A 17,923-nucleotide genomic window follows, 5' to 3' on the forward strand; every position below is an offset into this window, starting at 1 on the left:
ATCTTTGTTTCGGGCTTAGACGGAGCGGCATAGCAATGGTGTTCATCGTATCGTGGTGCCGATACGGAATGTTAACACTTCATTCATCATAAAAGCCGCTCTCAAGGCGTGGGCTGGTGGACATATGAAACAGGCTTTGATTGTCACGGTGGCGCTGTCGACCCTTCTGGGCGCGTGCCAGTACAAGAGCGTGAATGCGCCGGCTCTGTCGACGCGCGATGCCGAATACATCGCGCTCGTGCCGAAATTCGAGACCGAGCTCACGCATCTTCCCTATGAGATCGCCGATCCGACTGGGCAGCCGCCCGGCACGATCATCGTCGATACCAAGGAGAAGTTCCTCTACTTCGTGCTGCCGAACAAGAAGGCGATCCGCTACGGCGTCGCGACCGGCGACGAGGCCTTCGGCTGGACCGGCGAGGCCGTGGTGCAGCGCAAGGCCGAGTGGCCGCGCTGGACGCCGCCGGCCGAGATGATCGCGCGCTGGCCGCATCTGGCGCCGCGCGCCGGCGGCATGGAGGGCGGCCCGGACAATCCGCTCGGCGCCCGCGCGCTCTACCTCTACCAGAACGGCCACGACACGCTCTACCGCATCCACGGCACCAACGAGCCGGAGACGATCGGCCGCTCGGCTTCGTCCGGCTGCATCCGCATGCGCAATATCGACGCGATCGACCTGTTCAACCGCGCTGCTGTCGGCGCCAAGGTGATCGTGAGCTGAGAGCGCCCTCGGCGAGACGCGACGGCGGACTTGAATGCAATGCCCGGGCTGAGCCGGGCATTTTGCTTTGCGGGAGCATACCGCGATTTGCCGGAATTAGACGCCGTCAGCCCGGACGGAGCGCAGCGGAACTCCGGGATGACGCAGAGGGTTCTTGCGTAACGGCAGTCAGCCCTAACCCAACTCCACGCAGACGATCTCCGGCGGGACGCCGAGCCGCAGCGGCAGCTTGCTGGTGCCGATGCCGGCCGAGACGATCAGGTCGCGGCCGTTCTCGTGGACATGGCCGTAGGCGTAGCGATTGCCGTAACGCGACGGCACGATCGGCGACCAGCCGAACAGCCTGACCTGGCCGCCATGGGTATGGCCCGATAGCGTCAGCGCGACGCGCTCCGGCATGCGGGCGAAGGCATCGGGCTCATGTGCCATCATGATCACCGGCGCGCCGTCATCGGCGATCTGGCTCATGGTCCCGGCAAGGTCGGCAATGCCGAAGGGCAGGCCGCGCACGCGCTTGAGGAAGGCCATCTGGTCGCCGAGCCCGGCGAGCCAGAGCGGGCCGGCATTGGTCTCCAGCCGCAGCGCCTGGTTCTCCAGCACCCTGATCCCGGCCGCCTCGAGCGCGAGGCCGACCTGCGTCGGCCCGGAGCGATTCACCTGAGTGGGTCTGTCATGCCACCAGTCATGGTTGCCGAGCACGGCGTAGACGCCATTCGACGCCTTCAGCTTGGCGAGTTCGGCGGCGAGCGTCGGAATCGGCGGATCGGACGCCTCGCGCGCGCGGCTGGCGACGAAATCGCCGAGGAGGAGAGTGAGGTCGGGCTTCAGCTCGTTGGTGGCAGCGACGATCTGGCCAACGCGCTCCAGCGGCACATGCGGCCCACCGACATGGAGATCGGAGATCACGGCGAGCCTGAGGCGGCGGCCCTCCGGCCAGCCGCGCGGGGTCAGGCGGTAGCGCGTCAACTGCTGATGCGCGGGCTCCCAGGCATAGGCATAGCCGCCCGTCCCGAAGCCGCCCAAAAAAAGACCGGCGAGAGCTTGGAGAACTCGTCGCCGGTCAAGCATTGGAGGGTCTCGAAGAAGTCAGAGTGTCGGCAAATCAGTCGTCGAACCCGTTGCGGAGGATCGCCGGGATATTCTCCGGCTTCTTCTCCGCGTTCTGCTCCTCAGCGGGCGCGCGTCTTGTTCCGGCGGCAATCGCCGGGAACGCGATGGGGCGGAAGCGGGATGCATAGGCATCCTTGGCCGCGGCATCGTGGAAAGTCGCATTGCCTTGCGTCATCTGCTGACGCGGATTCTGGGGGCGCATGGGTCCTGGCTTCACTGGTTTCGACATGTCAGTGGTTCCTGGGCCGCTGACAGAAGCAACATCGCTTCCGATCAGGTCAGCGAAACGGCGTGATCGTGATTTATTCGTGGCTTTTCAGGCCGGTCTGCGAGGATGCCGTCGTTTCGGTTAAGCGTTCGTTAAGTGCGTCACACTTCTCCCGGCAGGCTTTTCCTTCTCCCCCTGCGGGAGAAGGTGGCTCGGCGAAGCCGAGACGGATGAGGGGTCGCGCGACGATTGCCGAGCGGCACCTTGTTTCGAGCTCGACAATGCGAGGCAGCGCGACCCCTCATCCGCCTGCCGGCACCTTCTCCCGCAGGGGGAGAAGGGAAGGCCCGGATCAGATCAGCCCTTCGGCCTTGACCCAGTCGAGGGTCTTGGCGAGCGCCCGCTCGTAGCGGTCGAACATCTCGTCGATCTCGGCCTCGTTGATGATCAACGGCGGGCAGAAGGCGACGCGGTCGCCGCCGAGTGGCCGGACGATCAGACCCTCGTCCTGCGCGAAGGCGCCGGACTTGGCGGCGACGCCCTTCTTGGCCTCGAACTGCGCCTTCGTCGCCTTGTCCTTGACCAGCTCGATGCCGCCGATCAGGCCGACGCCGCGGGCCTCGCCGACGAGCGGGTGCTCGGCCAGCTTCTCCAGGCGCTGCAGGAACTTTGGCGCGACCTTGCGGACATGGCCGACGATGTCGTCGCGCTGGTAGATCTCCAGCGTCTTGACCGCGATGGCGCAGCCGACCGGGTGGCCGGCATAGGTGTTGCCATGGCCGAAGGTGCCGATCTTGCGGCTCTGGTCGACGAGCACCTCGTAGATCGGCTCAGAGATCATCACCGCGCTGAGCGGGAAATAGGCCGAGGTGATCGCCTTGGCGCAGGAGAGCGTGTCGGCCTTCAGCCCATAGGTCGTGGTGCCGAACATGTTGCCGGTGCGGCCGAAGCCGGTGATGACCTCGTCGGCGATGAAGAGCACGTCGTACTTGGCGAGCACGGCGTTGATCTTCTCGAAATAGCCCTCGGGCGGGGTGACCGCGCCGCCGGCGCCCATCACAGGCTCGGCGATGAAGGCCGCGACCGTCTCGGGCCCCTCGCGCAGGATCATCTCCTCCAGCTCGGCCGCGAGGCGGCTCGAGAATTCCAGCTCGGTCTCGCCGGGTTGGGCGAAGCGGTAGTGGTGCGGGCAGGAGGTGTGCAGGATGCCGGCGATCGGCAGGTCGAAATCGGTGTGGTTGGCCGGCAGGCCGGTCAGCGAGGCCGAGGCGACGGTGACGCCGTGATAGCCCTTCAGCCGCGAGATGATCTTCTTCTTCTGCGGCCGGCCGAGCGCGTTGTTCATGTACCAGACCAGCTTGACCTGGGTGTCGTTCGCGTCCGAGCCCGAGGCGCCGTAGAAGATCTTGGAGATCGGGACCGGGGCGATCTCCTTCAGCTTCTCGGCCAGCTCGATCGCCGGGTCATGGCTGCGGCCGGAGAAGATGTGGGTGAAAGGCAGCTTGCGCATCTGCTCGGCCGCGACCTCGACCAGCTCCTCGTTGGAATAGCCGAGCGAGGTGCACCACAGGCCGGCCATGCCCTCGATATAGCCCTTGCCGGCGGTGTCGTAGACGAAGACGCCTTCGCCGCGCTCGAGGATGAGCGGGCCGACCTCGCGATGCGTCGCCAGGTTGGTGTAGGGATGCACCAGCGTTTCGATGTCGCGGACGGCGAGGTTTGACAGCATGGCTCGGGACTCCCGGTCTCTTCGGTGCGGCGGTTCTTTATGCGGTGTTTATGCGAGCATAGCCCGCAGCCGGCGCAAGAGCTGAGCGATTTTCGCGCAGATCGAGGCAGAGTCTGGCGCAAGGCCGAGCGTCGACGACCATTCCCTCCCCCCGCTTGCGGTGGGGAGGGTTAGGGTGGGGGGCAGTTCGGCTTGGCGCTACTCTTCAAGGGGAGCACTCCGGCTTTCCGTCCCCCCACCCCGGCCCTCCCCACCGCAAGCGGGGGGAGGGAGCTGCTTCGGCGCTTGCAAGGCGAGGGGCTGCTCGCCATGGTCAGGCGAATTCGAGAGGTGAGATGGTCGACTCCGCACGCATGGTGAACCAGCCGGCGCCCGGCCGCGATTGCGGCACCTGCGCGCTCTGCTGCAAGGTCTACGACAACCCGGAGGTCGACAGCGTCGCCGGCTCCTGGTGCCAGCATTGCCTGCCCGGGCGCGGCTGCAAGATTTATCCGACGAGGCCGACGGAGTGCCGCTCGTTCTACTGCCTGTGGATGACGCAGACCTTCCTCGGGCCGGAGTGGAAGCCGGACAAGAGCCGCTTCGTGCTGACCGTCGATCCGCGGACGAACTGGCTCTTCGCGCAGGTCGACCCCGGCGCGGCCCAGGGCTGGCGCAAGGAGCCCTATCTCAGCCAGTTCAGGCGCTGGGCCGCCGCCAACCAGCGGCCGGTAATGGTGTTCGTGGCCAAGAACGCCACCGCGGTGCTGCCCGACCGGGAGATCCAGCTCGGCACGATCGGAGCCGACGAGCGGCTGGTGCTGCGGACTGAGGCGGGGTCCGGGCGGCAGGTGGTCGAGAAGGTGAAGACGAACGCTTGAGTGCGGTTGGCCGAAGATCTGGCCAGCGGCGGTTTGCGGTCAGGCTGCTTCAGCCGCTTCGCGAAGCTTGCCCGCGTTGAACAGGTCGCGGCCGATCGCACGGGCCGTCTCCAGATGCCCCGCCGGAAACTGCGCGTCGGACGGGAGCAGCAGCTCGGACGTGACGACGCTGGCGCCGCAATAGCCGAAGATGCCGTGGTCGATCTGCGTCTTCATGGCGCCGAAATAGCCATGCCGCGCATAGGTGCGCTGGTCGGCGCCGCCAATGGCGATGAGATGGACCCGAAGGTGGCGCAGCTTCTTCTCCAGCTTGGCATCCGGGCCTTCCTCATAGGCCCAGCCATTGGTGAAGACGCGGTCGATCCACCCCTTGAGCAGCCCCGGCATCGACCACCAATAGACCGGATAGACCAGCACGAGGGCGTCGGCGCGGTCGATCCGCGCCTGCTCGGCGGCGATATCGGCCGAGACCGGCGCTTCCCGGAGGTGGGCGGCGATGTCGGCTGTCGTGAAGCGCGGGTCGAAACCCTCGGCCGTGAGGTCGGCGATTTCAGCGCTGTTGCCGGGGCCGGACAAGGCGATGCCCTCGGCAAGATGCGCGGTGACGCTGTGGCTAAGGGATCTGGGATCGGGATGCGCGACGACGACGAGCGCGTGCATGTCGAAAACTCCTGATTGCGGATGAAGGAGGTCGCTTATATACTTTTGGTAAGTTACTTTTGGTATATAGTGATGTCAAGCACCCTACCGGCCGATCCAGCCTCCGGCCCGCGACCGCGTCGCCGCCTGCTGCGCGAGGAGCGCCACCGCCAGCTCATGGACGTGGCGTGGCGGCTTGCCCGCGACGAGGGGACGGAGGCGCTGACGCTTGGGCGGCTGGCCGAACAGGCCGGCGTAACCAAGCCGGTCGTCTACGACCATTTCGGCACGCGGCCCGAGTTGCTGGCGGCGCTCTACCGCGCGTATGACGCGCGCCAGACGGCGCTGATGGACGCTGCGCTGCAGGCGAGCGAGCCGAGCCTGGCGAGCAAGGCCGCGGTCATCGCCTCGTCCTATGTCGACTGCGTCCTGACGCAGGGCCGCGAGATCCCCGGCGTGATCGCGGCGCTGGCCGGCTCGCCGGAGCTGGCGGAGATCAAGCGCGAATACGAGGCCGCGTTCATGGAGAAGTGCCGGGCCGTGCTCGCTCCCTTCGCGGGCGCCATCGCCCCGGCCGGCCTGCGGGCGATGCTCGGCGCAGCCGAGGCGCTGTCCTATGCCGCTGCGACCGGCGAGATCACGGCCGCGCAGGCGCAAGGCGAGCTCTTCGAGACGATCGTCGCGATGGTTGCGAGAAGCGCGCTCGGCGGCGCATGAATTGTCATGCGCGCTGCCTAAACGTTAGTATTCAGCGCATGGACGATCCAGGCTGGCGCCTGTGGAGGATACCGATGTCATTCTACCGAGGCATGATCTGCGAGAACGTCACGATCAGTGGCGACAAGGGCACCCCGATTACGGCCTATGTGGCCAAGCCCGAGGGGAAGGGGCCCTTTCCGGCCGTGGTGCTGGTGCACCATCTTCCCGGCTGGAGCGAGTTCTACATCGAGACCACCCGGCGCTTCGCGCATCACGGCTATCTTGCGATCTGCGCCAATCTCTATGAGCGCGCCGGCGAGGGTGATCCGGACGACGTCGCCGCCAAGGTGCGCGCCGAGGGTGGCGTTCCCGATGCCCAGGTGGTCGGCGATACCGGGGCCGCGGTGGAGTGGGTGCGGGCGCAGCCCGAGCATAACGGCAAGGTCGGCCTGTTCGGCTCCTGCTCCGGCGGCCGGCACGCCTTCATCTATGCCTGCCAGAAGCAGGACGTCGACGCCTGCGCCGAGCTTTGGGGCGGCCGCGTGGTGATGGGCGCGGACGAGCTCAACGCCAAGACGCCCGTCGCGCCGATCGAGCTGACCAAGGACCTGTCCTGCCCCCTGATCGGCATCTTCGGCAACGAGGACCGCGCGCCGAGCCCCGAGCAGGTGAACCAGCACGAGGCCGAGCTCAAGGCGCACGGCAAGAGCTACGAGTTCCATCGCTATGACGGCGCCGGCCACGGCTTCTTCTACTGGCACCGGCCGATCTACCGGGCGGAGCAGGCCATGGATGGCTGGAGCAAGATCCTTGCTTTCTTCAAGACGCATCTGGCGAAGTAGGAGGAGCCGACATGTGCACGTCGATTGTCGAGATCATCGCGGCGGAGGGCATGGCGAAGCGCGGGAACGAGTGGTTTCCGCTGACGCAGGCGGTCGTCGCCTATGACCATGCGCGCCATGCGCCGCTGGCCGACGTCATCACGCTCGACTTCATCAACACCGGCCTCGAGCCCGGCGCGCGCGCCGGCATCGAGCTGACGCTCGAAAGCGCCAGGGAGCTGCGGGCCGCGCTCGAGCGGGCGATCGTCGCCGCCGAGTTCGAGGAGGCGGAAGTGCGCGGCAAGGGCGCAGCGCCCAGCCTGGTTCGGGCCGCGTGACACCGGGATAGGCGAGCCGCGGCCACGGCTCGCCCGGCGGCTTTGGGGAGGCGCGGATGGTGAAGCCGGTCATCAACCTCGACGAGGTCGCGTTCGACGATGTCGAGGAGAACGGCATCTACACGTCGAGCCGCGCCACGATCAGCGACCATATCGGCGCGAGAAACCTCGGCTACAACCTGACCGTCCTGCCACCCGGCAAGGTCCAGTGCCCGTTCCACAACCACCATGGCGAGGAGGAGATGTTCCTCATCCTGGAGGGCGAGGGCGAGCTCCGCTTCGGCGACGAGCGCTATCCGATCCGCCGGCACGACGTCATCGCCTGCCCGCCCGGCGGCCCGGAAGTGGCTCACCAGATCATCAACACCGGCACGGTGACGATGCGCTATCTCGCGCTGTCGACGCTGGTCGGGGTCGAGGCCTGCGAGTACCCGGATTCAGGCAAGGTGCTGATCGTCGCGGGCAAGCGCGGGGAACGGCGCTTGCGGAAGATGTTCCGCGCCGAGAACACGGTCGACTACTACGACCGGGAGAAGGGATGAGATTTGGCCGAGTGCCGCTCCACCGCCCTTGCTTCGCTGCGCTCGCAATGACGGGGAGAGCGTCGGAGCCCTACGATGGATCCCGGGACTGCGCCTCGCTTGTCCGGGATGACGCGGAGAGGTCCCGCCTCTCCAAGCCACGCAAAAATGTCTCGCCATCACGGATCCCGAGCTCATAGGCGAAGCGGATGCCCTCCCAGTTCTTGATGGTGAACTGGCTGATGGGAATCACCTGCGAGGGGCGGGCATAGGTCCGGTTGGCGATCTCAGGCACGCCTGCGAAAGGGCGGGTGAGCAGGACGAGCGTCGGCTCGCCGGCCGCCTCCAGCTCCGCGAGCGCCCAGGCCGGAGCGCTGTCGACCAGCCCGCCATCGAGCGCTGCGCGCCGGTCGACCAACCCGGCCGGCATGAAGGGCGGCACGGCGGCGCTCGCCATCAGCGCGGCGACGAGATCGACCGGCTCCGCGCAATCGGCGACGCGGATCAGGTCGGGCTTGAAGCCGAGGCGGCGGCCGGCGGTGGGGTGGACCGGGCGGAAGAAACGCTTCTCGAGCTGGTAGGCGCCGATACCGAGCATCGCGGCGACAGGCAAGGGCCAGAAGCGCGGTGGCCGCGAGATGGCGACGCGGAAATCCGCCTGCGCCTGCAAGGCGGCGAGATTGTCTGGTGTGAACAGCTCGCTGAGCAGCGTGTGGTACATGTCGCCGACCGGGAAGAGCCTGCCGCCCCTGCGGAAGCCGGCCCAGTCGGTTTCCGAGGTGCGCCCCGCGCAGCCTTCGCGGACGCGCTCGCGGACATAGGGGCCAGCGCCAAGCGCGGTGTAGAGCATGGCGAAGGCGCCGGCGCTGGCGCCGACCACGCGCCGTGGCCTCAAGCCGATTCGCGGCGCGACCGTCTCGTAGAAGCCGCCCTGCCAATAGCAGCGGTTGCCGCCGCCGGCGAAGGCGAGACCGGCATACATCGGCTTACTACGCGTCGGAGGCGCGGGCGAGGTCGCGCCAGGTCAGGACGAGCCGGTCGAGCTCGGCGAGGTCTTTTCCCGGCAGCTTGCCCAGCGTCGTCGCGACGTAGTCGCGCTGGGCGGCGATGCCGGCCTCGGCCAGGCGGCGCCCTTCCGCGGTCAGGTGCATCGCGTAGGAGCGGCGGTCGCCGGCGATGGCGCGGCGCTCGACCAAGCCTGCCTGCACGAGGCGGTCGACCAGGCCGGAGACGTTGCCCTTGGTGACGTAGAGCCGCTCGGCCAGCTCGCTCTGGCTGATGCCCTCGCGCTCGGTCAGGGTCGAGAGCAGGTCGAACTGCGGAATCGACAGGCCAAGCTCGCGGATGCGCGCCGTCATCTGGCCGAGCATGCGCTGATGCAGCCGCATGAAGCGGAACCAGACGCGGTCCGGATCGGTCGGCTCGATGCGAGGAGCGGCGTTGGTCGCGGGCACTGGCTTAGGCTCTCGAACGGGATCGGTTCTTATCTAAACCATCTCGTGATTTTGCGCGAGCTTTTCCATCGGAACTCGCCGAATGGCGCATCGTTCCCGCGCCGCGAGCCGGCTATGCTGCTGGCAACAAGGATAAGCCTGGGAGGAACGCGCATGCTCGGCTTGATGCAGGACTGGCCGCTGCTGCTGCACCGGATCATCGACCACGCCGCCGTGCAGCATGGCACGCGCGAACTGGTCAGCCGGGCGGTGGAGGATGGCTCGCTCAGGCGCTCGACCTATGCCCGGACCCGCGACCGCGCCTTGCGCATCGCCAAGCGGTTGCAACAGGAGGGGGTGCGGCTCGGCGACCGGCTGGCGACGCTGGCCTGGAACACCGACCGGCACCTCGAGCTCTGGTACGGCATCAGCGGCATCGGCGCGATCACGCATACGGTCAACCCGCGGCTCTTTCCGGAGCAGATCGCCTGGATCATCAACCATGCCGAGGACCGGCTGCTCTTCCTCGACCTCACCTTCGTGCCGCTGGTCGAGAGCCTGCAGGACAAGCTGCCGAGCATCGAGCGCTACATCATCCTCACCAATGCCGCCCACATGCCGGAGACCTCGCTGAAGCGGGCCGTGGCCTATGAGGACTGGCTGGCCGAGGCCGACGCCGATTTCGTTTGGCCGAAGCTCGATGAGAACACCGCCTGCGGGCTCTGCTACACCTCCGGCACGACGGGCAGCCCCAAGGGCGTGCTCTATTCGCACCGCTCCAACGTGCTGCACGCGATGGCCGCGGCCCAGCCCGACTACATGAACCTGTCCTCGCGCGATTCGGTGATGCCGGTCGTGCCGCTGTTCCATGCCAATAGCTGGTCGCTGGCCTATTCGGCGCCGATGACCGGGGCCAAACTGGTCATGCCCGGCGCCAGGCTCGACGGGCCGTCGCTGCTCGGCCTGCTGGAGGGCGAGGGCGTCACCATGACGGCGGCGGTGCCGACCGTCTGGCTCGGGCTGCTGCAGCATCTGGAGGCGAGTGGCGCGGCGCTCTCGACGCTGAAGCGCGTCGTCATCGGCGGCTCGGCCTGCCCGCGGGCGATGACCGAGGCCTTCGAGCGCAAATACGGCGTCACCGTCGCCCATGCCTGGGGCATGACCGAGATGAGCCCGCTCGGCTCGTTCTGCTCGGTGAAATCGGCCTATGCGCATCTCGAAGGCGAGGCGTTGCTCGACCTCAAGATGAAGCAGGGCCATCCGTTCTTCGGCGTCGAGTTCCGGCTGACCGATGATGCGGGCAAAGACCTGCCCTGGGACTGCACGACTTTCGGCCGGCTCAAGGTGCGGGGGCCGGCAGTGACGAAGGCCTATTTTCGGCGCGAGGACGAGCAGGTGTTGGACGAAGACGGCTTCTTCGATACCGGCGATGTCGGCACGATCGATGCGGCCGGCTACATGCTGATCACAGACCGTTCCAAGGACGTGATCAAGTCGGGCGGCGAATGGATCTCCTCGATCGAGCTGGAGAACCTCGCGGTCGGCCATCCCGATGTGATGGAGGCGGCCGTCATCGGCGTCGCCCATCCGAAATGGGACGAGCGGCCGCTGCTGGTGATCGTGCCGAAGGAGGGGCGCCAGCCGAGCCGCGAGGCGATGCTCGCCTTCATGACCGGCAAAGTCGCGAAATGGTGGCTGCCTGATGACGTCGTGCTGGTCGAGGCGATCCCGCATACCGCGACGGGGAAGATCCTGAAGACGGCGCTGCGCGAGCAGTTCAGGGACTATCGCCTGCCGACTGCGTAGATTCGTGGAAAAGGGAGGGGGTTGGTTCTCCCACCCCCTCCCGTTATCGCTGAGCCGCCCTCAGCCCTTTACGAAGGCGAGCAGCTCCGGGTTGAGCACGTCGGCATGGGTGGTCAGCATGCCGTGGGGATAGCCGGGATAGGTCTTCAGCCTGCCGTTCTTGAGCAGCTTCACGGAGAGGCGGCCGCTGTCGTCGATCGGGACGATCTGGTCGTCCTCGCCATGGAGCACGAGGGTCGGCACGGTGATCGCCTTCAGGTCCTCGGTCTGGTCGGTTTCCGAGAAGGCCTTGATGCCGTCATACTGCGCCTTGGCACCGCCGATCATGCCCTGGCGCCACCAATTCTGGATCACGCCCTGGGAGATCGTCGCGCCCGGCCGGTTGAAGCCGTAGAAGGGGCCGCTCGGCAGATCGAGATAGAACTGCGCGCGGTTGTCGGCGAGCGCCTTGCGCAGGCCGTCGAAGACCTCGATCGGCAGGCCGCCCGGGTTCTTCGCGGTCTTCAGCATCAGCGGCGGAACCGCGCTGACGAGCACGGCCTTGGCCACGCGGCCCTGGGGCTGGCCGAACTTCGCGACATAGCGGGCAACTTCGCCGCCGCCGGTGGAATGTCCGATATGGACGGCGTTCCTGAGATCGAGATGCTCGACCACGGCCGAAGCGTCGGCGGCGTAATGGTCCATGTCGTTGCCGGCATCCACCTGCGAGGAGCGGCCGTGCCCGCGCCGGTCATGGGCGACGACGCGATAGCCGTTCGCGAGGAAGAACAGCATCTGGTTGTCCCAGTCGTCGGAGGACAGCGGCCAGCCATGGTGGAAGACGATGGGCTGGGCGCTCTTGGGACCCCAGTCCTTGTAGAAGATCTCGGTGCCGTCCTTGGTCTTGACGAAGCCGCTGCTCATGGGATGGTCTCCTTTCGGTTGATGGTTCGGCGAGATGGATTGGGCGAAGGCTCCGGCGGGAAGAAGGCTTGCCGCCGAGAGGCTCGCGGTTGCCACGATGATGCTGCGCCGGGTGAGGCCGGAGCGGATATCCGGCAAGGTGCGGCTGTGGGGCAGATCGAGTGTCGTCGCTGGATCGGAGGCCGAGGTGTCGGTGTTGGCCGCAATCGTCATAGCCTTGCTCCGCAACGGTGGGTGAGGTGGTGGGGGAAAGCTAGGCGACGGGCTCCGGATCGAGAATCGTACATAGGGTTCGGTGCCTCATACGAAGGTGTAGGTCGTATGGCCGGTATGAATGGCCGCTTGCCTTCCGCCCTGTCCTCCGCCACCTAATCCTCATGCACCGCCGTCTCGTCTTCGAGGAGCCGATTTCGCGCGCCGCGCTCTGGAGCCGGCGGCTGATCTGGTTCGCGATTACGGTCGTGCTGCTGGCCGTGCTGATCTACCGCTTGAGCGAGCCGTCGGTGCAGGGGCTGGCGCCGATCGCAGGCGCCTACGGTCTCGTGCTGTTGGCGCTGCTGATGGCGATCCTCGCCTTCATCCGCATCTGGCAGGCCGGGCATCGCGGCGTCGGCATGGCGGTGCAGGCCTTCGTGCTGGCGCTCTTGATGCTGGCGCCCGTCGCCTATGGCGGCTTCAAGCTCGCGACCTTGCCGGCGCTGATCGACGTCTCGACGGATGTCGACGATCCGCCGGCCTTCAGTCGCTCCAGCGCGGCGCTCGGTGCCCGCAATGGCCGCGTGCCGCCGGACGTGCCGGCCGAGCAGCGCCGCCTCCAGCGCCAGGCCTACTCCAAGGCCCTGCCGATCGTGCTCGAAGTCCCGGCCGAGATCTCGTTCGAGATCGCGCGCAAGGCCGCCGTCGCGATGGGCTGGCAGGTGCTGGAATCGACGCGACCGGGCGGGCGCAGCGGCGCCGGGCGGATCGAGGCCGTGGCGCGCAGCCGCGTGCTGCGTCTCACCGAGGACATCACCATCCGGGTGCGCCCGCGCGCCGATGGCAGCCGCATCGACATCCGCTCGGCCTCCCGCATCGGCTGGCATGATCTTGGTGGGAACGCGGCGCGGATCGCCGCCTTCACGGCGGAAGTCGAGCAGCTCAACAGCGAGCGCTGAGGGAGGCCCATCTCCCAGCCCTCATCCTGAGGAGGCCCGTAGGGCCGTCTCGAAGGATGTTCCAGCTCGCGGTGACAGCGCCTTCTGGAGCATCCTTCGAGACGCCGCTACGCGGCTCCTCAGGATGAGGGCTGAGGGTTCAATGCTTGAGCCTCAGGCCAGCCAGTAGCGGCTCGCCAGCATCGGCATCGGCTCGTCGCAGAGGACGACGCCGCGCGCGACGAGGTCCTCCAGCTGCGCCAGCACCGAGAGCGACGCCGCGCCGTGCAGGGCCGCCGGCAGGCCCTGGTAGATCGGCGGGACCATGTCGGCGATGCGCTCGTCGCCGGCCTTCAGCCGGTTCAGGATCGCGGCCTCGCGCTGGCGGCGATGCTGGACCAGCCCGCGCAGGAAGCGCTGCGGCTCCTGCACCGGCCCGCCATGGCCCGGCCAGTAGATGCGGTGCTCCATGCCGCGCAGCTTCTCGATCGAGGCCATGAAGGCGGCCATCGAGCCGTCCGGCGGGGCGATGACGCTGGTCGACCAGGCCATGACATGGTCGGCCGAGAACAGGCTCTGCTCTTCCTTCAGCGCGAAGGCGAGGTGGTTGGCGGTGTGGCCGGGGGTCTCGACAGCGGAGAGCGTCCAGCCGGGGCCGGTGATCGTGTCGCCCTCGTGCATGGCGAGTTCGGGCGCGTAGTCGCGGTCGGCGGCGCCTTCGAGCGGGTTGATCTCGCCGAGCGCCAGCTCGCGCGCGGCGCGGTGCGGCAGGCAGCCGGCCACGATCCCGCCGGTGGCGGCCTTGAGCGCAGGGACGCCGGGCGAATGGTCGCGATGGGTGTGGCTGACGAGGATGTGGCTGACCGTCTCGCCGTCGAGCGCCCTGAGCACGCGCGCGAGATGGGCGGGGTCGGCCGGGCCGGGATCGAGCACCGCGACCGTGCCGCGGCCGATGATGTAGGTGCAGGTGCCGGTGAAGGTCATCGGCCCGCTATTGCCGGCGATGATGCGCCGGACCAGCGGGCTGAGTTCGGCGACCTCGCCGGCGGGCGTGGTGGCGGTGCGGTCGAATTCGATCTCGTCGCTCATGCGGCCTCTCTACGTCAGCATGCCCGTTTCCGCACGGCTCTCATCAAAGAATTAGAGCATGATGTCGTCCGAAAACCGGTTCCCACTATTCGCTAACGCGGACCTTCGGTTCGGCATCATGCTCCGCCCGGCTTGTGGGGCTTTGCCGCATTTCCTATAGACAAGGAAGCCGGCTGCGAGACGCAGGCCCGAGAAACAGGATGACACGGATGGCCGATATGCTTCCTCTCCAGGCCCAGACCTTGGCCCCGACCCTGGTCAACGCGGTTCTTCCCGGCGTGTCCGGCCGTCGCGCCGAGCTGGCGCGCAACCTCGTGCTCGCCGTCGCCGGCAGCCTGCTGCTGGTGCTCGCCGCCAAGATCAAGGTGCCGTTCTGGCCGGTGCCGATCACCTTGCAGACGCTGGCCGTGCTCGGCCTCGGCGCGGCCTATGGCTCGCGCCTCGGCGCTGCTACCGTGGCGCTCTACATCGCCTATGGCCTTGCCGGCCTGCCGGTCTTCACCAACACCCCGCCGGCCGCCGCCGGCATGATGTACCTCGTTGGCCCGACCGGCGGCTTCCTCGCCGGCTTCGTCGCGGCGGCCTATGTCGCCGGCTGGGCGGCCGAGCGCGGCGCCTCGGTGCTGCGCCTGATCGCGGGCATGATCACGGCTGAGGCGCTCATCATCGGCCTCGGCTTCGCCTGGCTCGCCTTCGGCGCCCAGATGGCCGGCGGCGTCACTGGCGTCGGCTTCGCCAAGGCCTATCAGTTCGGCGTGCAGCCCTTCCTGCTCGGCGACCTGCTCAAGCTGGCGCTGGCGACGAGCCTGGTCGGCGCGAGCTGGACGGTGCTGCGCCGCCGCGGCTGAGTTTTTCCATCTTAGAGACAAGAAAGCCGGGGCATCGCCCCGGCTTTTTCATTGGCTCGGCGATTGCCGTCATTGCGAGCGTAGCGAAGCAATCCACGGGCCTTGCTCGCCCAGTCCCCCTGGATTGCTTCGCTACGCTCGCAATGACGAGAGGGTGTCAGCCCTGTGGATCGCTGCTGGTGCAGCTCTTGGGCGCCTGGTCGAACAGGTCGAACTTGGCCCAGTCGCCGCATTTGTCGCAGCCGGCGAGCAGCGACACGATCCCGAGAATGCCGATCGTCCGAATCAAGCGCTTCATGCCGTGCTCCGTCCAAATCCGCAGGTCGCGCCATCTTGGGCTGCGTCGTGCCGGATGTCGATTCGGGCTGGTGGCGTCAGATCACTGAGAGCGTCCAGGCGTATTGGTAGCGGCCATATTGCGTGCTGGTGACGCCGTTGCGCTCGGTGCCGGGAAATTCCTCCGGCGGCGTCACCACCGTCACCCGGAGCACCGCCGTCGCTCCCGGCTTCAGCAGCCCGGCATGGACGGCGGCGGCGCCGATGATCGAATCGCCGCTATAGATGTCCGTGCCCCAGATCTGGCCCTCGGTGACGCCGGTGACGCGAAAGTAGTAGATCGCGCCGACGCTCTCGCAGAGGCCGTGCATGTTCGGCGGGGCGTCGGAGGCGACGAAGTTCTGCTCGAGCAGCTTCTTCAGCTGCCGGCGCGACAGCTTTCCGCGCTTGTCGAAATAGGCGACGAGTTCCTGGACGACTTTCATGGCGCGTCTCCCGGCTGCATGGTGATGACCCGCCCATAGGGCGGCTGGAAGTTGGCCGAGCCCTTCGGCAGGGCCCAGAGCACGGCATAGGGCACGGGCTCGCTCGGATACGAGATCTCGCCATCGGTGATGACGATCGCGGCGGTGACGCGCGGGTCCTCGGCCAGCGCGACGAGCGCCGGCGTCAGGTCGCTGCCGCCATAGCCTGAGACCTCGTAGTCGGCGAGCGCGGCCGGCGAGAGCACCTCGTCGGAGGTGACGACCGTGTCGCACTGGATGAGCCGGATCTCGTCGACGCCGGCCATGTCGCAGAAATCGGCGATGGCGCCGAGGGCGAGCGGGATCTCGTCGCTCATCGAGGCGCTGGTGTCGATGACGACGTTCAGCATCCAGGAATAGCGCTTGCGGCCGGGCATCACGAGATCGCCGGTATCGTTGCCGCGGCGCGAGGCGCGGGTGAAGGTGCGCTCGCCCGGCGCGACGCCTTCGAGCCAGGTCTGCAACGCGACGTGCCAGGGCGTGCGGTAGATGCCGCGCCGGGCCTGGACGTTCTGGCTCGACCCGCCGGCCGCATCGCCCTTGCCGCGCAGCACGCCCATGGCTTTGGCGAGCACCATGCCCTTCGTCGCGAGATCGCGGATCGCCCGCGCCCGCCCGGCCTGATCGCCGGCATCGTCGGGGAAGAGCTCGCGCTCGCGCCTGGCGTCGAGCGCATCGCCCATCGTGCCGGGCGGGGCCTGCCTGGCGGCGCCGAGCACCTGCTCGACGGTCGCGATGCTGCCCTCCCAGACCTGCGTGCGCGAGTTCATGAAGTTGCCGGTGCGGCGCATCTCCAGCACGATCTCCTCGGCCGATTTCGCGCGCGCGCCGGGCATGTCGAGCCCGCCGGCCGGGATCGTGGCGCGGCCGAGCGCATGCCGGAGCATGTCGTTGATGATGTAGTCATGGGCGTAGTTGAACTCGAGCGCGGCGCTGCCGCGCGCCCGCTCATGGGTGCGCAGCGCCAGGTGCAGCAGCTCATGCGCCAGCACGAAGACGAGGTCGTCGCCTGAGAGCCTCGCAGTGAAGCCCGGATTCGCCAGCAGCCGGCCTGAGGCGAAGACGCCCATGGTCGGCACGCGCTCGTCGAGCTCGACGCGCACGGCGGCGGCGAGGCCCGCGAGATGCGGGAAGGGCGCGGTGACCAGCCGCAGCCCGTTCATCAGCCGGGCGCGGATGGCGCGCGCGGCGATGGCAGGATCGGGTGAGCCGCTCATGCCGCGGCGACCTTGCGCAGGAGGTCGAACATGGCGCGGTCGGCGCCAAGCGCCCCCCATGTCTCGACCATGTCGTTGAGCACGAGGAGCTGGTGCTCGGAGGAGAGGCTGCGCAGGAAGCGGTTGACGACCTGCGGCTTGAGGCCGTCGGCCCGGCCGTCCCGGACGAATTGCCGGATGCAATCGAGGATGAACCAGCGGGCGGCATCGCCCTTGGGCAGGAATTCCGGCTTGCGCAGGTAGTCCTCCAGCGGGCGCACCGCGCCGATCGCGTCCTCCGCCAGCGCGCAGAACACGGTCGCATCCTCGGGCGAGAGCCGGCCGAAGGCCAGCGCGCGGCGCGTCTCGTTGTTGAGCAGGCCGGCCTTCTGCGCCATGTCGAAGGCGCGCGAGAGCAGGGCCCAGGCGCGCGGCGTCGAGAACGGCACGGGCTCGGCCGGCACCGGCCGCATCAGCGCGTCCGGAATCGTGGCGATGAAGCTGCGGATCTCGCTCCTGACGCCGGCGCGCTGGGCCCAGGCGAGCCATTCGGCGACGTCGACGCGCAGCTGCAGGATGGTGACGCGGTTGACCAGCGCCGAGCTCATGGCGCGCACCAGGGCGCGGTCCTGCAGGCGGTTGCCGGCCGCGACCACCCAGGTGCCCTTCGGCAGCGCGTGCTCGCCGAGCCTGCGCTCCAGCAGCAGCGAGTAGAACGCCTTCTGCACATCCGGCGAGCAGGCCGGCAACTCGTCGAGGAACAGGCAGAAGGGCTCCGGCTTCTCCGGCAGCAGGATGCGCGGCGGGCAGAAGACCGAGCGCTCGCCGACGATGCGCGGGATGCCGCTGACATCCTCGGGTGCGATCTGGGTGCCGAGCAGCGAGCGGCAGGGCAGGCCCGCCTCGCGCGCCGCGTCGTAGACCAGCTCGGACTTGCCGAGCCCGGGAGCCGAGAGCAGCAGGAAACTCTGCTCATGGGCCATGCACTGGATGAGCTGCTTGGCCTGACGCAACGTGACGACTTCTTCGAAGGCAGATCGAGGCGCTTCCATCAAACCCTCCCCAACTG

Annotated in this window: 21 protein-coding genes; 9 read left to right on the forward strand and 12 right to left on the reverse strand. The window is 67.7% G+C overall.

The window, feature by feature from the left end; all coding sequences use genetic code 11:
- Window positions 1–124 precede the first annotated feature (124 nt).
- On the forward strand, window positions 125–721 hold the full coding sequence (locus tag DWF00_RS14750) for a L,D-transpeptidase (protein ID WP_114832349.1): 597 nt from the start codon (window positions 125–127) through the stop codon (window positions 719–721).
- A gap of 174 nt (window positions 722–895) precedes the next feature.
- Here the strand turns inward: DWF00_RS14750 and DWF00_RS14755 are convergent, their stop codons facing one another.
- The 3 genes from DWF00_RS14755 to DWF00_RS14765 form a co-directional block, all read right to left on the reverse strand.
- Window positions 896–1,789: a metallophosphoesterase gene (locus DWF00_RS14755; protein ID WP_114832350.1), complete on the reverse strand. Its 894-nt coding sequence runs from the start codon at window positions 1,787–1,789 to the stop codon at window positions 896–898.
- 34 nt (window positions 1,790–1,823) lie between these two features.
- Entirely contained in the window at window positions 1,824–2,060 is a 237-nt protein-coding gene (locus tag DWF00_RS14760) for a hypothetical protein (protein WP_147283833.1), read from the reverse strand.
- A gap of 331 nt (window positions 2,061–2,391) precedes the next feature.
- Window positions 2,392–3,768, reverse strand: a complete 1,377-nt coding sequence (locus DWF00_RS14765) for an aspartate aminotransferase family protein (protein WP_114832352.1) — start codon at window positions 3,766–3,768, stop codon at window positions 2,392–2,394.
- Between the two features lie 335 nt (window positions 3,769–4,103).
- Here DWF00_RS14765 and DWF00_RS14770 point away from each other — a divergent pair, with 335 nt between their 5' ends.
- Entirely contained in the window at window positions 4,104–4,628 is a 525-nt protein-coding gene (locus DWF00_RS14770) for an SH3 domain-containing protein (RefSeq protein ID WP_114832353.1), read from the forward strand.
- 39 nt (window positions 4,629–4,667) lie between these two features.
- On the opposite strand, the gene DWF00_RS14775 is transcribed toward DWF00_RS14770, so the two are convergent.
- Window positions 4,668–5,288, reverse strand: a complete 621-nt coding sequence (locus tag DWF00_RS14775) for an NAD(P)H-dependent oxidoreductase (RefSeq protein ID WP_114832354.1) — start codon at window positions 5,286–5,288, stop codon at window positions 4,668–4,670.
- A 72-nt stretch (window positions 5,289–5,360) separates the two neighbouring features.
- Here DWF00_RS14775 and DWF00_RS14780 point away from each other — a divergent pair, with 72 nt between their 5' ends.
- From DWF00_RS14780 to DWF00_RS14795, 4 genes are all read left to right on the forward strand, one after another.
- Complete coding sequence (locus DWF00_RS14780; RefSeq protein WP_114832355.1) at window positions 5,361–5,984, forward strand: TetR/AcrR family transcriptional regulator; 624 nt, start codon at window positions 5,361–5,363, stop codon at window positions 5,982–5,984.
- Between the two features lie 74 nt (window positions 5,985–6,058).
- Complete coding sequence (locus DWF00_RS14785) at window positions 6,059–6,808, forward strand: dienelactone hydrolase family protein (protein WP_114832356.1); 750 nt, start codon at window positions 6,059–6,061, stop codon at window positions 6,806–6,808.
- Between the two features lie 11 nt (window positions 6,809–6,819).
- On the forward strand, window positions 6,820–7,125 hold the full coding sequence (locus DWF00_RS14790; RefSeq protein ID WP_181832882.1) for a DUF6295 family protein: 306 nt from the start codon (window positions 6,820–6,822) through the stop codon (window positions 7,123–7,125).
- A gap of 56 nt (window positions 7,126–7,181) precedes the next feature.
- Window positions 7,182–7,667 (forward strand): cupin domain-containing protein, encoded by a 486-nt coding sequence (locus DWF00_RS14795; RefSeq protein WP_245973941.1) that lies wholly within the window; start codon window positions 7,182–7,184, stop codon window positions 7,665–7,667.
- A gap of 70 nt (window positions 7,668–7,737) precedes the next feature.
- On the opposite strand, the gene DWF00_RS14800 is transcribed toward DWF00_RS14795, so the two are convergent.
- Window positions 7,738–8,628 (reverse strand): patatin-like phospholipase family protein, encoded by an 891-nt coding sequence (locus DWF00_RS14800; protein WP_114832357.1) that lies wholly within the window; start codon window positions 8,626–8,628, stop codon window positions 7,738–7,740.
- A gap of 7 nt (window positions 8,629–8,635) precedes the next feature.
- Window positions 8,636–9,100, reverse strand: coding sequence for a MarR family winged helix-turn-helix transcriptional regulator (locus DWF00_RS14805; RefSeq protein WP_425453116.1), 465 nt, complete (start codon window positions 9,098–9,100; stop codon window positions 8,636–8,638).
- A gap of 153 nt (window positions 9,101–9,253) precedes the next feature.
- On the opposite strand from DWF00_RS14805, the gene DWF00_RS14810 reads away from it, so the two are divergent.
- Window positions 9,254–10,885, forward strand: a complete 1,632-nt coding sequence (locus tag DWF00_RS14810) for a long-chain-fatty-acid--CoA ligase (protein WP_114832358.1) — start codon at window positions 9,254–9,256, stop codon at window positions 10,883–10,885.
- Window positions 10,886–10,945: 60 nt separating this feature from the next.
- Here DWF00_RS14810 and DWF00_RS14815 read toward each other — a convergent pair whose 3' ends face one another.
- Window positions 10,946–11,788: an alpha/beta fold hydrolase gene (locus tag DWF00_RS14815; protein WP_181832886.1), complete on the reverse strand. Its 843-nt coding sequence runs from the start codon at window positions 11,786–11,788 to the stop codon at window positions 10,946–10,948.
- A 377-nt stretch (window positions 11,789–12,165) separates the two neighbouring features.
- Between DWF00_RS14815 and DWF00_RS14820 the strand changes: the two genes are divergently transcribed.
- Window positions 12,166–12,942 (forward strand): DUF1499 domain-containing protein, encoded by a 777-nt coding sequence (locus tag DWF00_RS14820; protein WP_114832360.1) that lies wholly within the window; start codon window positions 12,166–12,168, stop codon window positions 12,940–12,942.
- 153 nt (window positions 12,943–13,095) lie between these two features.
- Here the strand turns inward: DWF00_RS14820 and DWF00_RS14825 are convergent, their stop codons facing one another.
- Window positions 13,096–14,010, reverse strand: coding sequence for an MBL fold metallo-hydrolase (locus DWF00_RS14825; RefSeq protein WP_114832361.1), 915 nt, complete (start codon window positions 14,008–14,010; stop codon window positions 13,096–13,098).
- A 209-nt stretch (window positions 14,011–14,219) separates the two neighbouring features.
- Here DWF00_RS14825 and DWF00_RS14830 point away from each other — a divergent pair, with 209 nt between their 5' ends.
- Window positions 14,220–14,858 carry a biotin transporter BioY gene (locus tag DWF00_RS14830; RefSeq protein WP_245973943.1) on the forward strand — a complete coding sequence of 213 codons (639 nt, stop codon included), beginning with the start codon at window positions 14,220–14,222 and terminating at the stop codon, window positions 14,856–14,858.
- A gap of 157 nt (window positions 14,859–15,015) precedes the next feature.
- Here the strand turns inward: DWF00_RS14830 and DWF00_RS29450 are convergent, their stop codons facing one another.
- From DWF00_RS29450 to DWF00_RS14845, 4 genes are all read right to left on the reverse strand, one after another.
- Entirely contained in the window at window positions 15,016–15,156 is a 141-nt protein-coding gene (locus DWF00_RS29450) for a hypothetical protein (protein ID WP_181832883.1), read from the reverse strand.
- Between the two features lie 76 nt (window positions 15,157–15,232).
- Window positions 15,233–15,619, reverse strand: a complete 387-nt coding sequence (locus tag DWF00_RS14835; RefSeq protein ID WP_114832362.1) for an LCCL domain-containing protein — start codon at window positions 15,617–15,619, stop codon at window positions 15,233–15,235.
- Window positions 15,616–16,875, reverse strand: coding sequence for a vWA domain-containing protein (locus DWF00_RS14840; RefSeq protein ID WP_181832884.1), 1,260 nt, complete (start codon window positions 16,873–16,875; stop codon window positions 15,616–15,618). The genes DWF00_RS14835 and DWF00_RS14840 overlap by 4 nt, the downstream gene beginning before the upstream one ends.
- On the reverse strand, window positions 16,872–17,906 hold the full coding sequence (locus tag DWF00_RS14845) for an AAA family ATPase (RefSeq protein WP_114832364.1): 1,035 nt from the start codon (window positions 17,904–17,906) through the stop codon (window positions 16,872–16,874). The genes DWF00_RS14840 and DWF00_RS14845 overlap by 4 nt, the downstream gene beginning before the upstream one ends.
- Between the last annotated feature and the right edge of the window lie 17 nt (window positions 17,907–17,923).

It is taken from the genome of Allobosea caraganae (assembly GCF_003351345.1).
GTDB lineage: Bacteria > Pseudomonadota > Alphaproteobacteria > Rhizobiales > Beijerinckiaceae > Allobosea > Allobosea caraganae.